This window comes from Metabacillus indicus LMG 22858 (assembly GCF_000708755.2).
GTDB lineage: Bacteria > Bacillota > Bacilli > Bacillales > Bacillaceae > Bacillus_P > Bacillus_P indicus.
In genome coordinates, this window is the sequence record NZ_JGVU02000006.1 from 97,730 (window position 1) to 117,344 (window position 19,615).

Sequence of the window (19,615 nt, forward strand, 5' to 3'; positions counted from 1 at the left end):
GAAGATGCAACTTAAATCTCTACGACGAATTTGAACCCATTACCCTTCGACGTCTCAATAGAGTGAGTGCCATTCAGCGCTTTAACCCGTTCAGCAATTCCAGAGAGCCCCATACTCTGATGATTGGAGTACAGCTCGTTCTGGTCAAAGCCAATTCCATCATCCTCATAATGCAGAACGATTTTATCCTTGATGCAGACAAGCATAATCAGCACATGCATGGCATTCGAATGCTTGCCTGCATTGGTAAGAAGCTCCTGGACAATTCGGTACAAGTTCAGCTGGGTGTCAATATCAATCGATTTTGTGAAATTGCCAGCATTAAGCCTGACATCAAACGGTGCCGTTTCATTGTACTGGGCAGCAAGCTTCTGAAGCGCCTTAACGAGGCCCAAATCATAGAGCAGCTGCGGACGGAGCTCCTGGCAGGTTTCACGGGTCGTTTTAATAATATTCGTCATTGAACTGTTCATATCCTGAAGCTGGTCCGTAAAAACAGCCGGGGCAGCCTGGAGCTCAGCCAGAGCCAGCTCACACTGGCGCTTCAGTGAAATCAAATCCTGAAGAACAGAATCATGCAGATCCTTAGCGAGATTAGAGCGCTGTTTTTCCTCGATGGAAAAGAGCACCTTAGTCAGCCAGGCCGGATTGCTGCCTTCGCTTTTAATCTTCTGGAGATGGCTCATCAGTTCTTCAATCTTAAGGAAGTTTTCAAGGGAGATATTCGTATAGAAAGAAAGGGTCTTCAGCCATGAAATCTCATCCCTGTTGAGCTTTGGCGTATTGAGCATGGACAGGCAGACCATCACAAAACTGCGCTCGTCTGTCTCCCCCACATTAATCACAAAACCCCTGTCCACTTCAACAATCTTCCCGATCTCATGAGATGCTTTCCTTATTTCCTTTTCATACAGGAGATAATCAGACCCTTTCATCTGAATATCAACCGAAACAATAGCCCCATCTTTATTTACTTCCACATAGCTTGCCCTGCTGACAAGCAGGACATCTGTAATAACCTCTTTCAGCTCGCTGATGACCTGATCCAGCTTGCTCGCTTTACGGATGCTCTGCGTATATTTAAAGATACTGTCCTGATAGTTGTACTTCTCCGAAAAACGCTTAAACCGGAAGCGGAAATCGAGAATTTCTTTGATGTAGAAGACAACCAGCATTGTTATATATATGAAGATTGAAAGTTTGACGGGGTAGAAGGTAGGGCTATTTTCTTTAATAATCAACATAATGCCTACACATACTATTGTTGGCAATACGGCTAACAAAGCATAATACCTTACTCTTCCTAGTATGAATTCTATATCATATATCTTTGTAGCTAAAAATTGGTAGACTAGCGAAAACGGTATTAGCAAAAGAAACGCAGCTAATATGTTAGGCGGGAAAATGTGTTTGTTTAGAAAAATATAAGGAAGTATATACAATAATACGAATGGTGAGAAAGCTATAATATTAGTGATGATTAGAACTTTAACAATATACCCTTGTGCGGAATATTTTACTTTTTTTAAGCCAACAAACTTAACAACAAAGGTTAAAATAAATAGAATAGCAAAAGAAGCTAAATTGAGATTCTTAACAAATATATAGAAAAAAGCATATGAAAAATCAACAGTTTCTGTGCTTAATTCAGCAATAATATTGAGGGCCACAATAACGAATGATGCATACAAAAACTTTTCTGAGAATAGTTTTTGGCCAAGTTCTTTGAAGTAATAATATAAAAATAAGATATAACTAACTGGTACTAGCAAGAAACAGCTTAAATTTAGATATCTACTGACCACATCTCCTCTTGATGAACCAGTACCACTGAAGTAAGCAAGCGCAATCATTAAAAGAAAGAAGTTTAGAAGAAGAGCAGATTGAAGATTGAGTTTTTTATTGCTTTTGTATATATAATAGCTGCAGAATAAGCAAAGGATGTAAGTAATCGTGGGTATTACAACTAGAAAAAGACTCTGATGACTAATAATTGAATCCTTTACTTTGTAACTCATCTGATTACCGTTTCTTATAATCGAGAGCTCCTCTACCTGTTCAAGCATGCCATATCTGACTGCAGGATAATGTTCATTTGCAGGCAATTTATTTATACCAGTAACGACATCTCCAATTTCAAGACCCACTTTTGAGGCCCAAGTATTAGGCTCAATAACAGTTATTTCCAGTTTATCTGTGTCATTGAATCTAACACTTGCACCCACATATGGATATTTAATGCTGATTGTTAAGAAATAAGTTACTAAAACAAAACTGAAAATGATTGAAACTATATACAACTTGTTAAAATTAATAGAATGCATTTTAATAAACCCTACTTAAAATTTTGTAGAGACTAGTACCAGAATAAGTTAGTCGTTCTAGTTGTATTTAAAAGCCCCTCAACTAATCCTAACACTTCATCTACATTTTTCACACCCAGTAAGCTTGCTTCTCCGTTTACTACTTTTTCAACGATTTCAGGGTTTTCTACTAAAAAATTGACGATTTCCTGCATGAATTAATCTCTCCTTTTATTTTCTGATTGATTTATGATCAAATGAGACTTAAGAAGCTCAATTTGATGCTGCGGCAAGGGCAGTTCGGCAAGTAAAGTTGAAGCTTTTTGAAGAGCAATTTGTTTGATGACATTGAGGTAGTGGACGACGCCAGATTGAAACAATTTCGATTTGAATGCTGCTGCATCCCCGTATTGCTCCTCATATGACTTGCCTTCTGCGATAAAACGGCTCAGTTCTTTTGAATGTTCATTAAACTCCCTGTTTATGTAGAGGAGAGCCAAAGATTTTTTCTGTGATGACAAATCATTTTTATGCAGATGAAATAAGTCACGGTAATCGTTCTCAATTTGGGCAGCCAGTCCTATTTGATAGGAATATTTTTCGACAATTGCCTGCTCTTCTCCAGTTGCGAGCATAGCTCCGCTTACAGATGCGAGAGCTACGAGGGAACCTGACTTTTTTTCGATCATGGAGGTGCATTCTTCTTCGGTTTCAATCCTATTCTCCAAATCGGCGTGCTGTCCTTCCATTGCCTGAAGGGCTAAACGGTGAAATACGCTGATGATCATTCCTTTATAAGGGCTGTGAAGTTCATCAGCCATTTTCAGACTGACCGTATAGAGGGCTGTAGCAGCGTTAAGGGCGACCGAAGAATCAATCTTCATCCATGGTTCTTCAAAATTGTCTAGGTCTTCGAGATCATCCAGAATGTCGAATGAAAGAGCTAAAAGCTCAACTGCACCCGACAGGTGAACAACTTCGTCCTCTTTCCCTCCAAAAGCTGTATAGTGCAGGTTTGTCAATTGGGCAAAAGGGAAGGTCTTTTTCGCTTCTATGAACGAAAGGAGAAGGTGCAGCAATTTTTTGTTCTCAATATGAGATGTTACTGCAGTGTTTAAACGGTGAATCAGAGATTTATAGTCCAAATGTAATCACCCCTTCGAAATTATATTACAATATTCGCGACAAATTGAGTAGCTTAAAAACAATCTTTTTACATAAATATAAAACATTTAACAGTTAATCCCATTAAATGGGTAAAAAAAAAGACCCGGCTGCATTCAGCCAAGTCTTATGACACGTTTATAAAGGAGTATTTATCATACTTATCAATGCTTTTATTGATCATTCTCAGCGACTGCTTCGTTTCTTGAATTTCTTTTTCAAGACGTTTCAATAATTGAGTTATCTCTTCAATGTTGTGCTTTTTCATCGTTTCCACACTCCTCTGTAAAAGATCAAATTCTGCATGGTGAACGAAACACGTGTTTTGATCTTTCCTTACTTTAAATTTTAAAGGATATGAAAAGGATTTTCACCGAAAATAATGCGAAAGAATCAGTGCGTGATACCGCAACTTGCGCTGGTAGTCTTTTTTGTTCACTGTCCAATCTCATTTATAAAAAAAAGGCAGAAAAAAGCCCCATGTGAATGGGGTGATTTATTTTACAGTATTAATTGACTGCAGATAATAGGACTCTGCTTCCTGAAGGGCCATTTTTGTCAGTTCTTCTCTCTTTTCGATCGGTCCGCTAAATTCCAAGGTGTAATCAAGAATTCCCTGTTCTGAGAGCAAACACTCCATTTTAACCTTACTGTCACCGATAACCACCGAAAACACCGCAACCGTTTTATCATCCAGCACATATACGGATGGCTGCACACGCATGAGAGAGTTGAACCTCCTTTAAAAATAGAATGAACATTACCTTATTTCGACATCAAATTGGTCATTCCTTTATTTTCCTGGAAGCAGCTCTTATTTTTCTGCAAAAAAGTCGCTCAGTCCAAACAGCCAATCATTTTTCTGACTGCATCTGCTAATTTCTCCTGAGGCATCCCCGGTACATGACCAAGTTCCAGGGCAAGCTCTTCTGATGCAGGAATATGGATAAATCCTGCCGGAACCTTTTGATCAGCCGATTCAAAGTGATGGCACACGCGGTACATAAGGTAGTTGCATAGATATGTTCCTGCTGTATTGGAGATTCCTGCAGGTATGCCGTCTTTTTCAAGTGCATTCACAAATTTTCTGATTGGGAGTGTGCTGAAGAACGCAGCAGGGCCCTCATTCTCTATCAATTCGTCCTGCTTTACAATTCCGTCGTTGTCTTTATCTCCATCCGCACAGTTGATGGCCACTCTTTCAGGCGTAATTTTATCTCTTTCGGCAGCAAAACCGAGCAGCATGACGGCATCCGGCTTTTCCTTTTCAATCTGCAGGAGGCATTGTTCCCACGTGTTTGAAAATGCTACAGGCAATACAGCACCTGCAACTTTCCAGCTGCCTATGATCTCGCCGTCAAGCCGCTTTGCAATTTCGGCTGTCGGATTAAGCGAGTAATCCAAGAATGGTTCAAATCCTGTCAGCAATAGTTTTTTCAACTGGATCATCTCCTCACGGGCTTATTATATCAGAAGATTCTGTCACATTATTCGTTCATAGAAAACCCCCCGCCTGTCAGGCAGAGGGTTTCGGGTTAGGTCACGCTACTTCATGTCCCATTGACACCTGAAGAATGTCAAACCATTGCTCGCGCGTCAATTTGAGATCAAGAGCGCGGATCGCGGATTGAATTCTGTTCATTTTACCTGAGCCTACAATCGGCATAATCCCTGCAGGATGGCTGATCAGCCACGCATAAAGGACTTCATCGATTCCGTCTGCGCCAATTTCTCCGGCAATTCGTTCAAGGGTGCTGCGGAGGTTTTCAGCTCTTTCATTTTCTGCAGAAAAAATGCTGCCGCCTGCAAGAGGCGACCACGCCATTGGCGCCATTCTCTCTTCCTGGCAAAGATCGAGAGTGCCGTCTTCGAAGTTCTCAAGCTGATAAGCAGAAAGCTCGATTTGATTTGTCACAAGCGGAAAATCGAGATGGGACTGAAGCATTTTAAGCTGAGAGCGCTTAAAATTAGACACGCCAAAATGACGGACTTTGCCTTCTTCTTTCAATTGTTTAAACGCTTCTGCCACTTCAGCAGGGTTCATATATGGATCAGGGCGGTGGATCAGAAGAACATCTATGTAGTCTGTCCGGAAGTTTTCCAGGGATTTATCCACTGATGCCAGGATATGGTCTTTACTTGTGTCGTATGATTTAATCCCATGATCCGGGCGGTTGTCAGAGACAAGTTTAATTCCGCACTTCGTGACAATCTCCATTTTTTCCCGCAGCTCCGGTTTAAGAGCAAGCGCGTCGCCAAAGAGTTTTTCACATGTGTAGTTTCCGTAAATATCAGCATGGTCGAATGTTGTAATTCCCGCTTCAAGGCAATCTTCGATCAGCTGAAGCACTTCCTCATTTGACATGTTCCAGTCAGAGAGTCTCCAAAGTCCATGAACAATTCTTGAAAATGATAAGTTTTCTGTCAGTTGTATACGCTGCATCATCATTCTCCTTTCTATCGTATTGTATCTCTCATTTACATAAATTCAAAGCGATTGGCTTTCAGCCGCTTTTCGCCGTTTCTTTGTCTGCATCAAGCAGATGGGCTGACCAGGCAATTGCCTCTCTGTAGCATTCATCAATTTCATCAAGGGACAGCGGCAAATCCTCCCATTTAAATGTTTCAATTTTAACAGCCGCGTCCAAAACAATCCGGATTTCATTCTGTTTTCCCCGAATGGCATCCCGTATGTCGTCTGATAAAGGAAGTTCATCAAGCACTTTATCAAGACTGCGGTGCAAGAGCGCGTCTACAAGTGAAAACATGCCCGTGAGCATATAAAGAGATGGTTCTGTTTTGCCCATTTTAACAGAAAGCTTTTCGCATAATTTTGCTCTCTGCAGAGAAAGACGGATCACTTCTTCCTGAATGGGATCTTGATTTCCTTTCAGGTTTTTGATGGATAAAATGTAAATCCATTTCTTTATTTCATTTAATCCGAGAAGAACGATCGCCTGCTTTATGGACTTTATTTTATTTCTTGGCCTGAATGCAGGAGAGTTAATGAGTTTGAGCAGCTTGTATGACAAAGACAGATCCTGCTCAATTTGTTCAGTGATGGTGTCGATGTCAGGCTCTGTTTTTGACAGCTCATGAAGAATCTGCAAATAGGCCTGTATATAAATCGGAATATCATAGCTTGACAAAACAACAGGCTTGCTGAAGAAGTACCCTTGAAAATAGTCATATCCGTCGCGTACGGCCTGCTCATATTCATCATGTGTTTCCACTTTTTCAGCCAGAAAGGAAACGCCGAATGGCTTGTATCTCTCTATAATTTCTTTCCTGGCTGCAGGACTTGTCTGCAGCAGGTCAACTTTAATGATGTCGATATACGCAAGCAGCCTGTTCAGCAGAAGGTTATTCTGCACAACATTAAAATCATCCAGGGCAATTGTATACCCCTGCTTTTTCAAGTCTCTGCAGATGCTGACAAGTTCTTCTGTCACAGGAACATCTTCCAGGATCTCCACTACAATCGAACTAGGATTGAAGTAGCTTGGGAGCTTCATTTTTAGCAGGCTCTCTGTAAAGTTAATAAAACATTTTTTCCCCTGTGACAGTTCTTCAAGACCGATATTTATAAAGCTGTTTACAATCACATCTGTTGTTGCCTCGTCCCCGTCTATATTAGGGAATGTGTTACTTTTATCTCCATTGCGGTAAAGTAATTCGTAGGCAACATTTTGACCCTTTTTGTCAAAAATCGGCTGCCTGGCTACGAATACCTTCATATGTTCAACCCCTTTGCCCTTTTACCAATCAGTACAATTGACCTATATCGATTGTACACAAAAGCTGCAGTCAGGGCTGTCGAATTATGTAGATAGTTTTTTAAAGTGCCAAGTATTTTTCTGTGACGTAAAACAGCGTTTTCTCATCGCGCCTGCCGCATGCAATCGCAGCCACTTTTTTCAGTGCATCCTTAATGACTGAGCGGTCGTTAACAGCTTCCGATTCATCAAGGATTTCATGATAACATCTTAAAGCATCCGTCAGTTCCCCGCGTGATTGATGCATATCGCCAAGCAGATGAAGAAATTTAAATTTATAATCGGTAAAAGGCTCTGAATACGCTTCGTTGAATGATTTGTACAGGCTGAGAACGTGCTCCTCTTTTCCGGACTCCTGATAAGTAACAGCAAGTTCAAATAAGGTATTTAGGATCCCTTTGCTGTCTTCCAGCTGATTGTACAGGTCATGAGCTGATTTTAGATACGAGACAGCACTTTCTGCATCTGATGTATATCTGCTTAAAATACCCAGGTTTGTATATGTTCCTGCCAGGTTCAGCTGATCGTCTGTTCCCTCAAAAAACAGAAGTGCCTTTGAATAGGCGCCTTTTGCATCTTCATACTGGCTCATCCTTCTGTAGCATAAGCCAAGAACCATGTAGACGATGCCTGTCTGAAAATAGATGGCTGTTTTGCTGCTGACTGAAAGAGCCTGCTTAATAAAACGGATGGCGGAGTAGTACTCCCCCTTTTTAGCATGGGCAAGGCCAAGGTTGTTCAGCAGGGATATTTTTTCTACTCCCGATGCCTTGAAGGCAATGGAATCATCATACGCTTCATTTAAATATGTAAATGCTTTGGAAAAGCGGTCTTCATTAATCAGCAGAGAGGAGAGTTCATTGCTCGTTCTCAGCCGTTCTTCGCAATATGGCAGATTACAATACAGTTCATAGCTTTTTTCAAAAGCCGTGACTGCTCCATCCGTGTCCTGTCTGACACTTTGCAGGATACGCCCCTGACAAAAATAATAAAGAGCAAGATCCCGCTGATTAAGAGCGGACAGATTCTTTTCGATATCATTCAGATGCTCCTCAGCATCCGCAAAATCATCGTTTATAACAGCAAACTCCAAATTTGACAGCGCTTTTTTAATATCAAATGAAAGAAGTGCTTTATTTTCCTCTTCAAAGAAATCATGAATATCACACTGAAGCCGTTCACTGAACTTTAACAGCAGTTTATACGATGGCTGCACCATGCCTTTTTCAAGCTGGCTGATATAGCTTCTGTTCACAATGCCTGCTGCAAGCTCACTTTGGGTCAGTTTTTGTTTCTTTCTCAAATGCCTGAGTTTTAAGCCAACGGTATTCATTCTTACCCTCCTGAAAAAAGTCGATTATGTCTTGACAAGAAATTGAATAGTTGTATATATTTGAATTGTCAGTTAATTATAACAAAATGTTAGTTTTATTAAAATGTTTAATAAATAAATCATTGGAGGTCATAACATGAAAAAAGGGAACAAATATTTATTGTATCTTGCACTTGGTGCAGCCATCCTTACAGCAGGCTTTTCTGCATTAGATGATAAAGTCCATACGGCTGACGAAGAATGGCCGAGAATCATCAAGTCTGAAAAATACAGCTGAGCTGATTGTTTTATATTCATCTATTAAACCATATTTTTCAGAACGTGAACCAATCAATTTTGGAAAATCCTTTAAAAAAGAAAGCTTTACAGTAACTGCAAAACCGCTTAAACAGGCCTTCAAGCTACCTGTTTAAGCGGTTTTTCCTGTATAAAAAGAGCTTCCGGATCTAAAATCCGGAAGCTCTTATCATCATATTATTGAACTCTTGCAAATCCGAAGCCTGATGCATGGTCGTCACCAGTTGCCGCTCCGTATCCGCCTTTGATGTCATACAGTTTTGCACGTCGCTGAAGTTCCGCACGGACTTGTGCATTGCTTTGGCCTTTATTTGAAGACCAGATTTTCGCAGCAAGACCTGAAACGTGAGGAGTAGCCATAGAAGTTCCGCTGATTGTGTTGTAGCCGCTGTTAATCCAAGTAGATTCGATAGCAGCACCAGGAGCAGAGATCTCAACATCTCTTTCCTGAATCACAAAGTCTCCGTCAGTCGCTGAATTTCCACGGGATGAGAAGTTTGCAACACGGTATGTCCCGTTTTGCTGTACATTTTCAAGAGCTGCGACCGCCACTGCGTTTGTCAAAGCACCCGGGTAGCCGATTGTGTTATTTGCATAACCTGAGTTTCCTGCAGCAGCAATCACTAAAGCGCCTTTGCTGTATGCGTAATCAACTGCACTTGTGATAAGGCTGTCTTTTCCGCTTGAACCAAGTGACATTGAAATAACAACTTTTGATCCAGTTCTTGTTCCTTCATCAGCAGCATGTCTGATCGCCGCTGCAATATCATCAGAGTAGCCTGATCCGCTGTCAGTCAGCACTTTGTATGCCCAAAGCTCAGCCTGAGGTGCTACACCGTAAATGCCTTGTCCGTCTGAACCGCCGTTAGCAAGAGCTGAACCTGCCACGTGAGTTCCATGTCCATTGCGGTCTGTACAAGAGTTGTTCGTATACGTTGTGCCTACAGTGAAATCTTTGCACTGCTCGGCGTTTTGAGACAGGTCAATATGGCTTGTCTGTACTCCAGTGTCCAAAACAGCAATTTTAATGCCGTCACCGCCTGAAGTCTGAGTCAGCGAGCTGTTGTTGTAAATGGCCTTAATTCCCCACGGAGTCCGTGTGCTTGGCACTGCCATCGTTTTAATTGGCTTGCCTGCAGCCACTTTAAATGTTGCCACCTTTTCAACCTTCAGCCTGCTGTTTTTCTGAAGTTTCTCAAGCTGCTCCTGAGTCACCGTCGCAGTATAGCCGGCAGCACCGAAATCTCTGCGGACTTTATGATTCTTCTTTACCTTTTGTGCATCGGTTCCCTTAATGACAACACGGAATTGCTCCTGCTGCGCCTCCTGCTTAACTGGAGCCTCGGCAAAAGCGGCAGCTCCAAAAGATGAAAGACTTAAAGACAGACTAAGTGCAGCGGCTCCAAGCGTTTTTGAAAACTTCATCATATTTCCCCTCTCAAAATGTTAGTTTTTTATAACTTTGTACTTCGAAGTAAATTAAATATATAATACGTTAACAATTTTCACAATAATCTTAATTTACTAATAAGTACAAGTTTTAATATGTGAGAATAGTCTGTCTTTTGTGTTGGAAGGAGTATTCTTTTCCTGATTTTCATAATACTGGAATTTTTTATCTGGAGGTTTAACTAATCTTTAGTTGTAAAAGGAGATTAAAGAGTTTAATCGACAAAATAAGACATTTTTTGTTGAATTTTTTTCTGTTCCAAAGATATAGTAGGGGTATGACGTATCATCAAGGAGTAATTTATGAGGAATGATCAATCTTTTGCAAAAGGATGTTTTTACGGGATTATTCTTTCCATTCCTATATGGCTGTTTGTTTTTTATGTTTTTTATAAAGTATTTTAAAAACCACTGGGGATCCCAGTGGTTTTCATTCTTTATGACAAAGATTTCTTATAAATAGAGTCTTCAACAAAAATGGATTCTTTGTCGATGGCATGTTCTGCAGCGACAATCAGGCCTATTTTTGTATCCTTCTGATCACTTACAATGGTAAATGGCTGTTCTGCTTCATTTGCAAGCTTAATATATTTTGATAGGTCTGAATAGGCAATGGTTCCGTTTAAAAGCAGCTGATATCCTTTTCCGAGCCTGATGGCGGCTGCGGCTTCGCTGTATACTTTTTTCTGTCTAACCTGCCCATTTGTAAGAGCTATTTCAATTCTTTCTCTCAAAGTGCCTAGAAATTTGTTTCTTTCTTCCGGTTTCGTCTCAGGGGCACCGTAGATCCCCTGCTGTAAGTAAAGGTCAATCTGCTCGTCTGACATGATGAACGACTCCTTTTATGCTGGGTTATACATTTTACTTTAGCAGAGATGCGTGTAAACGTGAAATGATGCGATCCGCTTACAATGAATAGGCCAGAAGAATTTTCATCCATCCGAAGAAAGACAGCCACAGCGGTACACTCAAAACGCCAGCCCAGATCATCCCTTTAAAAAAATCTGCTTCTTGCATGAGTAGTTCCCCCTTTAATTCAATCTGGTATTCATCTTTTCCTTACTCTTGCCTTTTTAAAACGCCCGCATAAAAGTAAACGCTTTCATAATTAATATTCTTCTTTTTTTCTTCGTTTCCTCTGGGTCAAATTCTTCATTTCATCACACACCCTGCCTGCAGCCTCTTTCCATTTTTCCAAAACACCCGCAGCATGAGGCCGGCATATAGTATCTGTATCAGTGATTCATTTATTTGGGTATATTTTACAATCACACACGCTACTTCAAACCGCTGGGAGGAATAGGATGTCTGCGATATCAGGGAAAGATTATTTGCAGCGTATGGCGGCATTAAAACCAAATGTATGGCTAAAAGGACAGCCGATTGAGAAGCCTCTATTTATGCACCCTGTATATAAAGGTGCCATGCAGACAAAGGCTTCTCTATATGATTTGCAGGTGCAGAAGGAAAACCTCGGCTTTATGACATTTCCTTCTCCATTTACTGGGGAGCCGGCAGGGATGTCCTACCTGGAGCCGAAAACCGCTGAAGACTTAAAAAGAAGACGGCGGATGATTGAGACTTGGGCAAAAGCTACATGCGGCATGATGGGAAGAAGTCCCGACTATATGAATACCGCCTTAATGTCGCTTTCCGCTGCTGCTTCCATTGCCGGGTCCCAGGATGAGGAGTTTGCCAAGAATTTAAGGAACATGTACCGCATGGCGCTTGAACAGGACTTATCTTTTACCCACAGCTTTATCAATCCGCAAGTAAACCGCTCTTTGTATTATACAGAAGAAACACGACAGCCGATTGCAGCTAAAATCGTCAAAAAAACGGCTGACGGCCTTGTTATAAAAGGGGCAAGACTGCTTGCAACTGAAGGCGGAATGACAGATGAAGTGCTGATATTCCCTTCAGGCGGAAACAATTTAAGCGATGATTATGCGTTTGCTTTCAGTATTCCTGCCAATACACCCGGACTGAAGTTTATTTGCCGAGAGCCATTTCACTCAGGAGAATCCGCCTTTAATTACCCTCTTTCATCCCGGTTTGATGAAATGGATACCCTGCTTGTGTTTGAGGACGTTCTAGTACCGTGGGAACGGGTCTTTTTCTATCATAGACAGGACATTGCTTTTAAACTTTTCACTCAGAGCGGTTTTGCACCGCACGCTCTTCATCAAGTCGTCACAAGACAGATCGTCAAGCTGCAGTTTCTTATTGGTCTTGCCCAGGTGATGATCAATTCTCTTGAAGTAACTGCCTATGAACATATTCAGCTGAAAATGTCTGAAATGATTCTTGGGCTTGAAAGCATGGAAGCACTCCTTCTCCGTTCTGAATCTGAAGCAAAAGTGGATGCTTTCGGAACGATGACGCCAAGTTCGCATGCACTCTACGCTGCCGTTACTCTTTTCTCAAAGCTCTATCCGCACTATATCAGCCTTCTTCAGCAGATTGGCGCCGGCGGACTGATGGTGCTGCCTTCAGAAGAAGATTTTGCATCTCCTATCGGAAAGGATATTGAGCAGTACCTTCAAGGGGCAGCAGTTGATGCAAAAACGAAAACAAAGCTGTTCCGCCTCGCATGGGAGCTGACGATGAGTTCATTCGGAACGAGGCAAACCCATTATGAACGGTATTTCTTCGGAGATCCTATAAGGCTTGCTAAAAATATCTACAGCAGCTATTCGAGAGAACAGTATATGGACAGAGTAAAAGACTTTTTGGAAAAAGCGGAAGAACGCCCTCAGGACTAAGGACGTTCTTTCTTTTTTATGCCGACTCTTCCCGAGAAGAAGACAGCTCCTTTTCCCATATCGGACAGCCTGTCTGGCGTCAGTACATTCACAAGCTGTTTTTTTGCCGGGTCCTCTGCCCACAGCCCTTGTGTGACTAAAACGCCCGGCAGGACATTCTCTCCGGCAGCAACCGTCAGCTCGCACTCTCCCCTCCCGTTCCAGATAATGGCCGTATCTCCATCAGAAAGCCCCGCCTCTTCTGCATCCTTTTTATTTATATGGACAAGTGGCGTTTTCTCAAGCGAAACGTGTTTTTGATTATTGGAGAATGTGGAATTCAGAAAGTTATGATTGGGTCCCGGCACAAAAAGAAAGGGAAGCTCACTCTCTTTTACAAGCGGAGTATACACAGGAAGCGGCTGGTAGCCGGCTTTTTCCATTGCGCCTGAATAGAGCTCGATTTTCCCGCTTGGCGTATTCAGCTTCCCTGGAAATAAAGGTTTTACGCTGGCCTTTATCCATTTCTTCTCAGCCAGTTCATCAAATGTCACGTTGTCCAAATAGGGATTATGAGTATTATTCAGCGCCTGATTGATCATCTCTGCATCTGTATCTTTAAACGCCTGTTCAGTGAATCCCATCTTTTCAGCCAGAAGACGGAACACTTCGGCATTTGACTTTGACTCTCCGAATTTCTCAATAACCGGTTCCTGCAAATGAATATAGTGATGCCAGTAGGAGGTATAGAAATCCGTATTTTCAAAAGCGGATGAAGCCGGCAGCACAATGTCTGCATAAGCAGCGGTCTCTGTGAGAAAAAGATCGTGGACGACAAGAAACAAGTCTTCCCGCATCAGTCCTTTTTTTACTTTTCCCGATTCCGGCGCCACAACGGCAGGATTGCTTCCGTAGACAAACATCGATTGGATGGGCGGGTCTGCGCTGAGAAGCTCTTCGCCTATAAGGTTCATATTAATGGTTCTTGTCTGTTTTTTTCTAAGAAGATCCGGTCTTTGCAGGGCATTTGTGTTAAATGCCAGAAAGCCGGAATTGCCCTTAATGGCGCCCCCGCCCTTATGCATCCACTGGCCGGTCAGCGCCGGCAGACAGGCGATGGTCCGAATACACATCCCTCCATTATCGTGATGCTGGAGGCCGTTTCCGATGCGGATACAGGACGGGGAGGTTTCCCCGTACATTTTTGCAAGCTTAACGATATCCTCGGCAGGAACGCCTGTCAGTTCAGATACCGTGTGCGGATCGTATTGCTTCACATGCTCCCGAAGCTCCTTGAAGCCCGAAGTATACTCTTTCAAAAAGCCTTCATCTGTCAGTTCCTCTTTAAAGAGAATATGCATTATCCCCAGTGCCAGCGCGCTGTCTGTTCCCGGCAAAATGGGAATAAACCAGTCTGCCATTCTTCCTGTCTGGTTTTTATGCACATCGATGACAACGATTTTTGCGCCCTGTTTCCTTGCTTTCTGAGCAATAGTCATCTGGTGCATGTTCGTACTCACCGCATTGATACCCCAGAAAATAAACAGCTTCGTATGAATCGTGTCTTCCGGGTCAATGCCGAAGCTTCCTCCCATGGTGTATTTATACCCTTCAGAACCCGCCGCCTGGCAGATCGTGCGGTCAAGCCTGCTCGCCCCCAGCAGGTTAAAAAAGCGCCGGTCCATCCCCTCAGCGCTTAAATTCCCCATATTGCCGTAGAAGCTGTATGGGAGGATGCTCTCAGGACCATCCTTTTCGATCAGACTTTTCCATTTAGATGAAATGGTGTTCAATGCTTCTTCCCATGAAATGCGCTCAAATTGGTTTTCGCCTTTTTTTCCTGTTCGTTTAAGGGGATACTCCAGACGTTTCACATCATAAATTCGTTCAGCCATGTGCCGTACTTTATTGCAGATGCTGCCCTTGGTGACAGGGTGATTTGGATCACCGTCTATTTTCGTAATTTTACCGTTCTTTTTGTGCACCAGGAGACCGCACTGATCAGGGCAGTCAAGGGAACACACACTTGGAAAAACGCCATCCTTTTTTTCGACATAGGGATGCATGCGTACACCTCTTTTTGGAAAATGATTGCATTAAGAATAAAATAGATTTGGATATACATCAAGAAAAAAGAAGGCCGGGATTTTCCTCCGCGGCCTTCCTGATGTTTATTTTGAAGCAGTAGATTCTCTCATTTTCATCGTTGCCGGTACAAGCATTTTTAAAGGGGTATCCCTGTGATTTGTCATCTTATCCGTGAGAAGTGACAAGGCAGCTTTCGCCATTTCCTCAGCAGAAACATGAAGCGTTGTCAGGGACGGGGCAAAATAATGGGCTTCCGGCACATCATAAAAGCTGACAATCGACACCTCATCCGGTATCCTTTTTCCCTCTTCTCTCAGAGCCGTGATGGCGGCAAGCGACATGACGCTGCTCTGAACAATATACGCATCTGCCAGACTGCCGCTCTGAGATGCCTCTTTCATTATCCGGTAACCTTCTGTTCCGTGCGGATCTGTCAAATACAAATGCTCCTCAGAGAGCAGGCCTGCTTTCATAAGCTCATCCTTTAAGGTCTCTCCCCAGTTCGGCGCACCGATGTAGCCGATTTTTTCATGCCCCATCTCCCTCAGATGAGAAATAACCAGTTCAGTCATTTGATGCAGGTCAATGCTGACAACATCACCTTCAGCCCCTCCGTCCCAGTCAGTTAAAACAACTGACTGGCGGGACACTTTCTCAATAGCCTCACTGTAGCCATCTTGTACCCTGCCAATCACAAGAACTCCGTCTACATCTGCCATTCTCTTACTGTCAGATATATTTTCTCTGCGGATTATCTCACGAATATGTATGCCCTGCTTTAGACAATAAACTTCCGCATACTTTCGCAGCGCTGCAAAGAAAGGATTTTCAAGTTCATCAGATGAATCATCTAAAACAGCCAGGGCAATGGAGTACTCTTTTTCAGCAGGTTTTGAGGAAAGCTTGGGAACTCTATACTGAAGAGATTCAGCAGCCTGCATGATTCTCGTTCTGCTGATCTCAGATACGTTTGATTCATACTCATGCAGCACGTCTTCTGCTTCCTGCCGGGAAACGCCGGCAAGCTTTGCAATTTCATTTAACCGATTCATGTAAGCACCTCTTCCACTGTTCATACGGATTAATACCCAATTCCACCAAATATGAAAACCCTCTTTCTGCATGAAAGAGGGTGCTTACTTATCCGTTAAATGCTTTTGTCTGATCGATTAAATCAAAATCAAAAAGATTTGTTGCATTTTTATCACTCGTAATCACATTGAAGTCTCCTGTATTCAAACCGCCCGCTCCGAAAAAGACTTTGTCCGTGTGCTTTGGCGATAAAGCAAAAACATCTCCCACGCTGACAGCCCCGCTGCTTCTTACCCCGTGAATTAAAATCGGCCCCACAAATGCCGGCATGACATCTCCACCTTTACTGTATATAACTCTTATCTGCCTATGCCAATGTATGCAGGGATAATTTGTATTGACACCCGGGGGCTAAATTGAGCGATTCCGCTTTTCGTTATTCAGGAGGTCTCGTTTCATCCTCTTTAGGCACGGTGCTCGCCGTCTCCCGTTTGTACCGGTTTCTAAGCTTGATCAGCCTGATGACATTTAAGAGAACGGCTTTCAAAACAGCATAGGTCGGAACCGCAAGAATCATTCCCAGTATGCCGCCAAAGCTTCCTGCGCCAATCAGCAGAAGAATGATCGTAAGCGGATGTGTATTCAGTCTCTTTCCAATGATCAGCGGAGAAAGAACGTTGCCGTCGATTTGCTGAACCACTGTCACAACGACAGCAGCAAGCAGCGCTTTTGTCGAAGAATCAAGCAGCGCAATGATCACTGCAGGGGCAGCGCCAATAAACGGCCCGAGATATGGAATAATGTTGGCAATCGCTACAACGATTCCAAGAATGAGCGCATAGTCAAGTCCAATCAGCGTATAGCCGATAAAACATCCCGTTCCGACAAACAGAGAAACAAGCACCTGTCCTTGTATGTATGCAGCAAGCGTGTCATAGAGATCTTCAAAAATCTTCATTCCTTCGCGTCTGTATGCAGCCGGAAGGACTTTAACAGCAGTCACCGGAAACTTATGTCCGTCCTTCAGCATATAAAACAAAATAAACGGGACGGTAATCACAGTAAGTGTGATATTTGTGACAACCCCAAGCACCTTCGAAACGGATGAAGTAATACTCTCAGGGAGCGATGTTGTTAAATTGCCGAGCGATTTCTCTACTTTAGAAATGGTCTCTTCAATAGAGACATACTCCTGAGTCATGATCCACGTGAACCACCTGGATTCAGAAAGATTCATGATAAACTGCCGGAATTCAATCATATACCGGGGGAAATTTTTAAATAAATCCGTGATCTGCTGAGAGACAACCGGTCCTGCAGTCGACATGACCAGCATGATGAGCCCGATAAACATGAGGTACAGGATCAGAATCGCAAGGCCCCGGGGCACTTTGTTTTTCTCAAGCAGCCTGACAACCGGACTGAAAATAAAAAAGAGAAAGCCCGCAATCAAAATGGGGAAAAACAGCGTAGATGCAAAAATAATCAGCGGCTGAAACAAAAAGGAAACCTTTGTACTTACATAAATGATCAGCAGCAGCAATAATATTTCGATGGTCCAGAAATGAACCTTTGACCTGTTCAGTTTGCATCCTCCTTTTACTCATAAAAAGACCCTATTTGATTCAAACGTACTACGTGATGTACTGGGTGTCAAATTAAGATTTATGAAGATTATGCGTCAGAATTAGTTTAATTAAATAGGCTGTGTTTGTTTAGGAGCTGGAAGATTGGAAAGATTGACAGCAGCTGGGGAATGACGCCATAAATGAGCGTTCATCACAGTCAAAAATGTCGCCACTACCGCGAATGACGCCACAAATGAGCGTTCATCACAGGTAAAAGTGGCGCCACTACCATGAATGACGCCACAAATGAGGATTCATCAATGGCAAAAGTGGCGGCACTCTCACGAATGTCGCCACTTTTGAGTGTTCATCACATCCAAAAGGTATAACAATGCCACCCAAAAGCCCTTTAAACAGGAAAAATCCGAACTAATTGAATCTTAGTTCGGATTTTCAATGGCTGTATTAGCTCTCTTTTGCGATTAGTTCTTCTTCTTCTGCTTCTTCAAGCTTAAAAATTTCAATAACACGGATCAAGTGGCCATCCATTTCTTTTGTGAAGAATTCATAGCCATCAAGGATGATGCTTTCACCCTGTTTAATATCGATATTCTCAGTGAGCATCCACCCGCCGATTGTATCAACATCTGCATCATCAATTTCAAGGCCTAGAAGATTATTAACTTCATAAATGAGAACTTTGCCGTCAAGAAGGTAATGTCCCTCGCCTTTTTTCTGCACTTCAGGCACTTCATCCTGGTCAAATTCATCACGAATTTCACCAACGATTTCTTCAATGATGTCCTCAACTGTTACAAGGCCTGCCGTTCCGCCGTATTCATCGACAAGGATTGCCATATGAACACGTTCTTTCTGCATCTTTATAAGCAAATCATGAATCGGAATCGACTCAATGACCTGAATGACAGGACGGATATATTTCTCAATTGTGCTTTTCTTCCGTTCCTCTTCAGAAAGTGAAAAAATATCGGTAAAGATCTCCTTAAGGTTAATCATGCCAAGGACGTGATCTTTGTCTCCGTTAACGACCGGATAACGAGTGTACTTTTCCATACTCATCGTCTCCAGGTTTTCTTGGAACGATTTTTCTACTGAAGCAGCTACAATTTCTGTACGTGGCACCATAATTTCTTTTGCGACACGATCGTCAAATTCGAAAATTTTATTCATATACTTCAGTTCAGATTGATTAATTTCCCCGCTCTCATAACTTTCGGAAAGAATAATGCGCAGTTCTTCCTCAGTATGGGCAAGCTCATGCTCAGAAGCAGGCTTTAATCCAAAGAGTCCCGTAATGACACGCGCTGATCCGTTCAATACCCAGATAAACGGGAACATAATACGGTAAAACCAGATTAAAGGAGTTGCAAACAGCAATGTAACAGCTTCAGCTTTCTGAATAGCTACTGTTTTAGGAGCAAGTTCTCCGATTACAACGTGAAGAAACGTAACAGAAGCAAAAGCAATACCAAATGTCAGAACGTGCGAGAGTGACTCGTTAATGCTGAAATTATCAAAAACAGGTCTCAAAAGACGTTCTACCGTAGGTTCACCAAGCCACCCAAGTCCTAAAGCAGTAACCGTAATACCAAGCTGACAGGCTGAAAGGTACTCATCGAGATGTGTCGTTACCTTTTTGGCAGCAACTGCCCCTTTTTTGCCTTCTGCAATCAATTGATCCAATCGTGAACTGCGAATTTTAACAATCGCAAATTCTGATGCAACGAAAAAAGCTGTTAAAGCAATTAAAATCGCCACGAATATCAAGTTAACTATGTCCAAAACACCCTTATCCCCCCGGTGGAGAATAAGGAGTCACCTCCTAAAATAGTAAGTTCAT

18 protein-coding genes are annotated in these 19,615 nt (G+C 42.4%); 2 read left to right on the forward strand and 16 right to left on the reverse strand.

Features of this window, described 5'->3' with window-relative positions:
* Positions 1–11: 11 nt before the first annotated feature.
* The 9 genes from AZ46_RS22380 to AZ46_RS15070 form a co-directional block, all read right to left on the reverse strand.
* On the reverse strand, positions 12–1,244 hold the full coding sequence (locus AZ46_RS22380; protein WP_235728227.1) for a sensor histidine kinase: 1,233 nt from the start codon (positions 1,242–1,244) through the stop codon (positions 12–14).
* A gap of 1,112 nt (positions 1,245–2,356) precedes the next feature.
* The gene (gene comX / locus AZ46_RS21595; protein ID WP_081870207.1) at positions 2,357–2,518 is read right to left on the reverse strand and encodes a competence pheromone ComX; all 162 of its coding nucleotides are present in this window, start codon (positions 2,516–2,518) and stop codon (positions 2,357–2,359) included.
* A 3-nt stretch (positions 2,519–2,521) separates the two neighbouring features.
* Positions 2,522–3,448: a polyprenyl synthetase family protein gene (locus AZ46_RS15040; RefSeq protein ID WP_051827371.1), complete on the reverse strand. Its 927-nt coding sequence runs from the start codon at positions 3,446–3,448 to the stop codon at positions 2,522–2,524.
* 146 nt (positions 3,449–3,594) lie between these two features.
* On the reverse strand, positions 3,595–3,735 hold the full coding sequence (gene degQ, locus AZ46_RS15045) for a degradation enzyme regulation protein DegQ (protein ID WP_029284053.1): 141 nt from the start codon (positions 3,733–3,735) through the stop codon (positions 3,595–3,597).
* 228 nt (positions 3,736–3,963) lie between these two features.
* Entirely contained in the window at positions 3,964–4,191 is a 228-nt protein-coding gene (locus AZ46_RS15050) for a hypothetical protein (RefSeq protein WP_029284055.1), read from the reverse strand.
* Between the two features lie 113 nt (positions 4,192–4,304).
* Positions 4,305–4,916 (reverse strand): pyroglutamyl-peptidase I, encoded by a 612-nt coding sequence (locus tag AZ46_RS15055; RefSeq protein WP_412768602.1) that lies wholly within the window; start codon positions 4,914–4,916, stop codon positions 4,305–4,307.
* A 91-nt stretch (positions 4,917–5,007) separates the two neighbouring features.
* Positions 5,008–5,910 carry an aldo/keto reductase gene (locus AZ46_RS15060; RefSeq protein ID WP_029284059.1) on the reverse strand — a complete coding sequence of 301 codons (903 nt, stop codon included), beginning with the start codon at positions 5,908–5,910 and terminating at the stop codon, positions 5,008–5,010.
* A 61-nt stretch (positions 5,911–5,971) separates the two neighbouring features.
* A complete protein-coding gene (locus AZ46_RS15065; protein WP_029284061.1) occupies positions 5,972–7,204 on the reverse strand; it encodes an EAL and HDOD domain-containing protein in 1,233 nt (410 codons plus the stop codon).
* Positions 7,205–7,304: 100 nt separating this feature from the next.
* Positions 7,305–8,576 (reverse strand): helix-turn-helix transcriptional regulator, encoded by a 1,272-nt coding sequence (locus tag AZ46_RS15070; protein ID WP_029284063.1) that lies wholly within the window; start codon positions 8,574–8,576, stop codon positions 7,305–7,307.
* A 136-nt stretch (positions 8,577–8,712) separates the two neighbouring features.
* Here AZ46_RS15070 and AZ46_RS21980 point away from each other — a divergent pair, with 136 nt between their 5' ends.
* Positions 8,713–8,853 carry a hypothetical protein gene (locus AZ46_RS21980; RefSeq protein WP_161781218.1) on the forward strand — a complete coding sequence of 47 codons (141 nt, stop codon included), beginning with the start codon at positions 8,713–8,715 and terminating at the stop codon, positions 8,851–8,853.
* 197 nt (positions 8,854–9,050) lie between these two features.
* Here the strand turns inward: AZ46_RS21980 and AZ46_RS15075 are convergent, their stop codons facing one another.
* The gene (locus AZ46_RS15075) at positions 9,051–10,301 is read right to left on the reverse strand and encodes a S8 family peptidase (RefSeq protein WP_029284065.1); all 1,251 of its coding nucleotides are present in this window, start codon (positions 10,299–10,301) and stop codon (positions 9,051–9,053) included.
* A gap of 458 nt (positions 10,302–10,759) precedes the next feature.
* Complete coding sequence (locus AZ46_RS15080) at positions 10,760–11,149, reverse strand: YueI family protein (protein WP_029284067.1); 390 nt, start codon at positions 11,147–11,149, stop codon at positions 10,760–10,762.
* A 477-nt stretch (positions 11,150–11,626) separates the two neighbouring features.
* Here AZ46_RS15080 and hpaB point away from each other — a divergent pair, with 477 nt between their 5' ends.
* Entirely contained in the window at positions 11,627–13,087 is a 1,461-nt protein-coding gene (gene hpaB / locus AZ46_RS15085) for a 4-hydroxyphenylacetate 3-monooxygenase, oxygenase component (RefSeq protein ID WP_029284069.1), read from the forward strand.
* On the opposite strand, the gene AZ46_RS15090 is transcribed toward hpaB, so the two are convergent.
* From AZ46_RS15090 to AZ46_RS15110, 5 genes are all read right to left on the reverse strand, one after another.
* Positions 13,084–15,132, reverse strand: coding sequence for a molybdopterin-dependent oxidoreductase (locus tag AZ46_RS15090; RefSeq protein WP_029284072.1), 2,049 nt, complete (start codon positions 15,130–15,132; stop codon positions 13,084–13,086). The genes hpaB and AZ46_RS15090 overlap by 4 nt on opposite strands.
* A gap of 105 nt (positions 15,133–15,237) precedes the next feature.
* On the reverse strand, positions 15,238–16,206 hold the full coding sequence (locus tag AZ46_RS15095; RefSeq protein WP_029284073.1) for a LacI family DNA-binding transcriptional regulator: 969 nt from the start codon (positions 16,204–16,206) through the stop codon (positions 15,238–15,240).
* A gap of 88 nt (positions 16,207–16,294) precedes the next feature.
* Complete coding sequence (locus AZ46_RS15100; protein WP_029284075.1) at positions 16,295–16,516, reverse strand: spore germination protein; 222 nt, start codon at positions 16,514–16,516, stop codon at positions 16,295–16,297.
* A gap of 106 nt (positions 16,517–16,622) precedes the next feature.
* Positions 16,623–17,771, reverse strand: coding sequence for an AI-2E family transporter (locus AZ46_RS15105; RefSeq protein ID WP_029284077.1), 1,149 nt, complete (start codon positions 17,769–17,771; stop codon positions 16,623–16,625).
* A 448-nt stretch (positions 17,772–18,219) separates the two neighbouring features.
* Positions 18,220–19,557 (reverse strand): hemolysin family protein, encoded by a 1,338-nt coding sequence (locus AZ46_RS15110; RefSeq protein WP_029284079.1) that lies wholly within the window; start codon positions 19,555–19,557, stop codon positions 18,220–18,222.
* Positions 19,558–19,615: the final 58 nt, after the last annotated feature.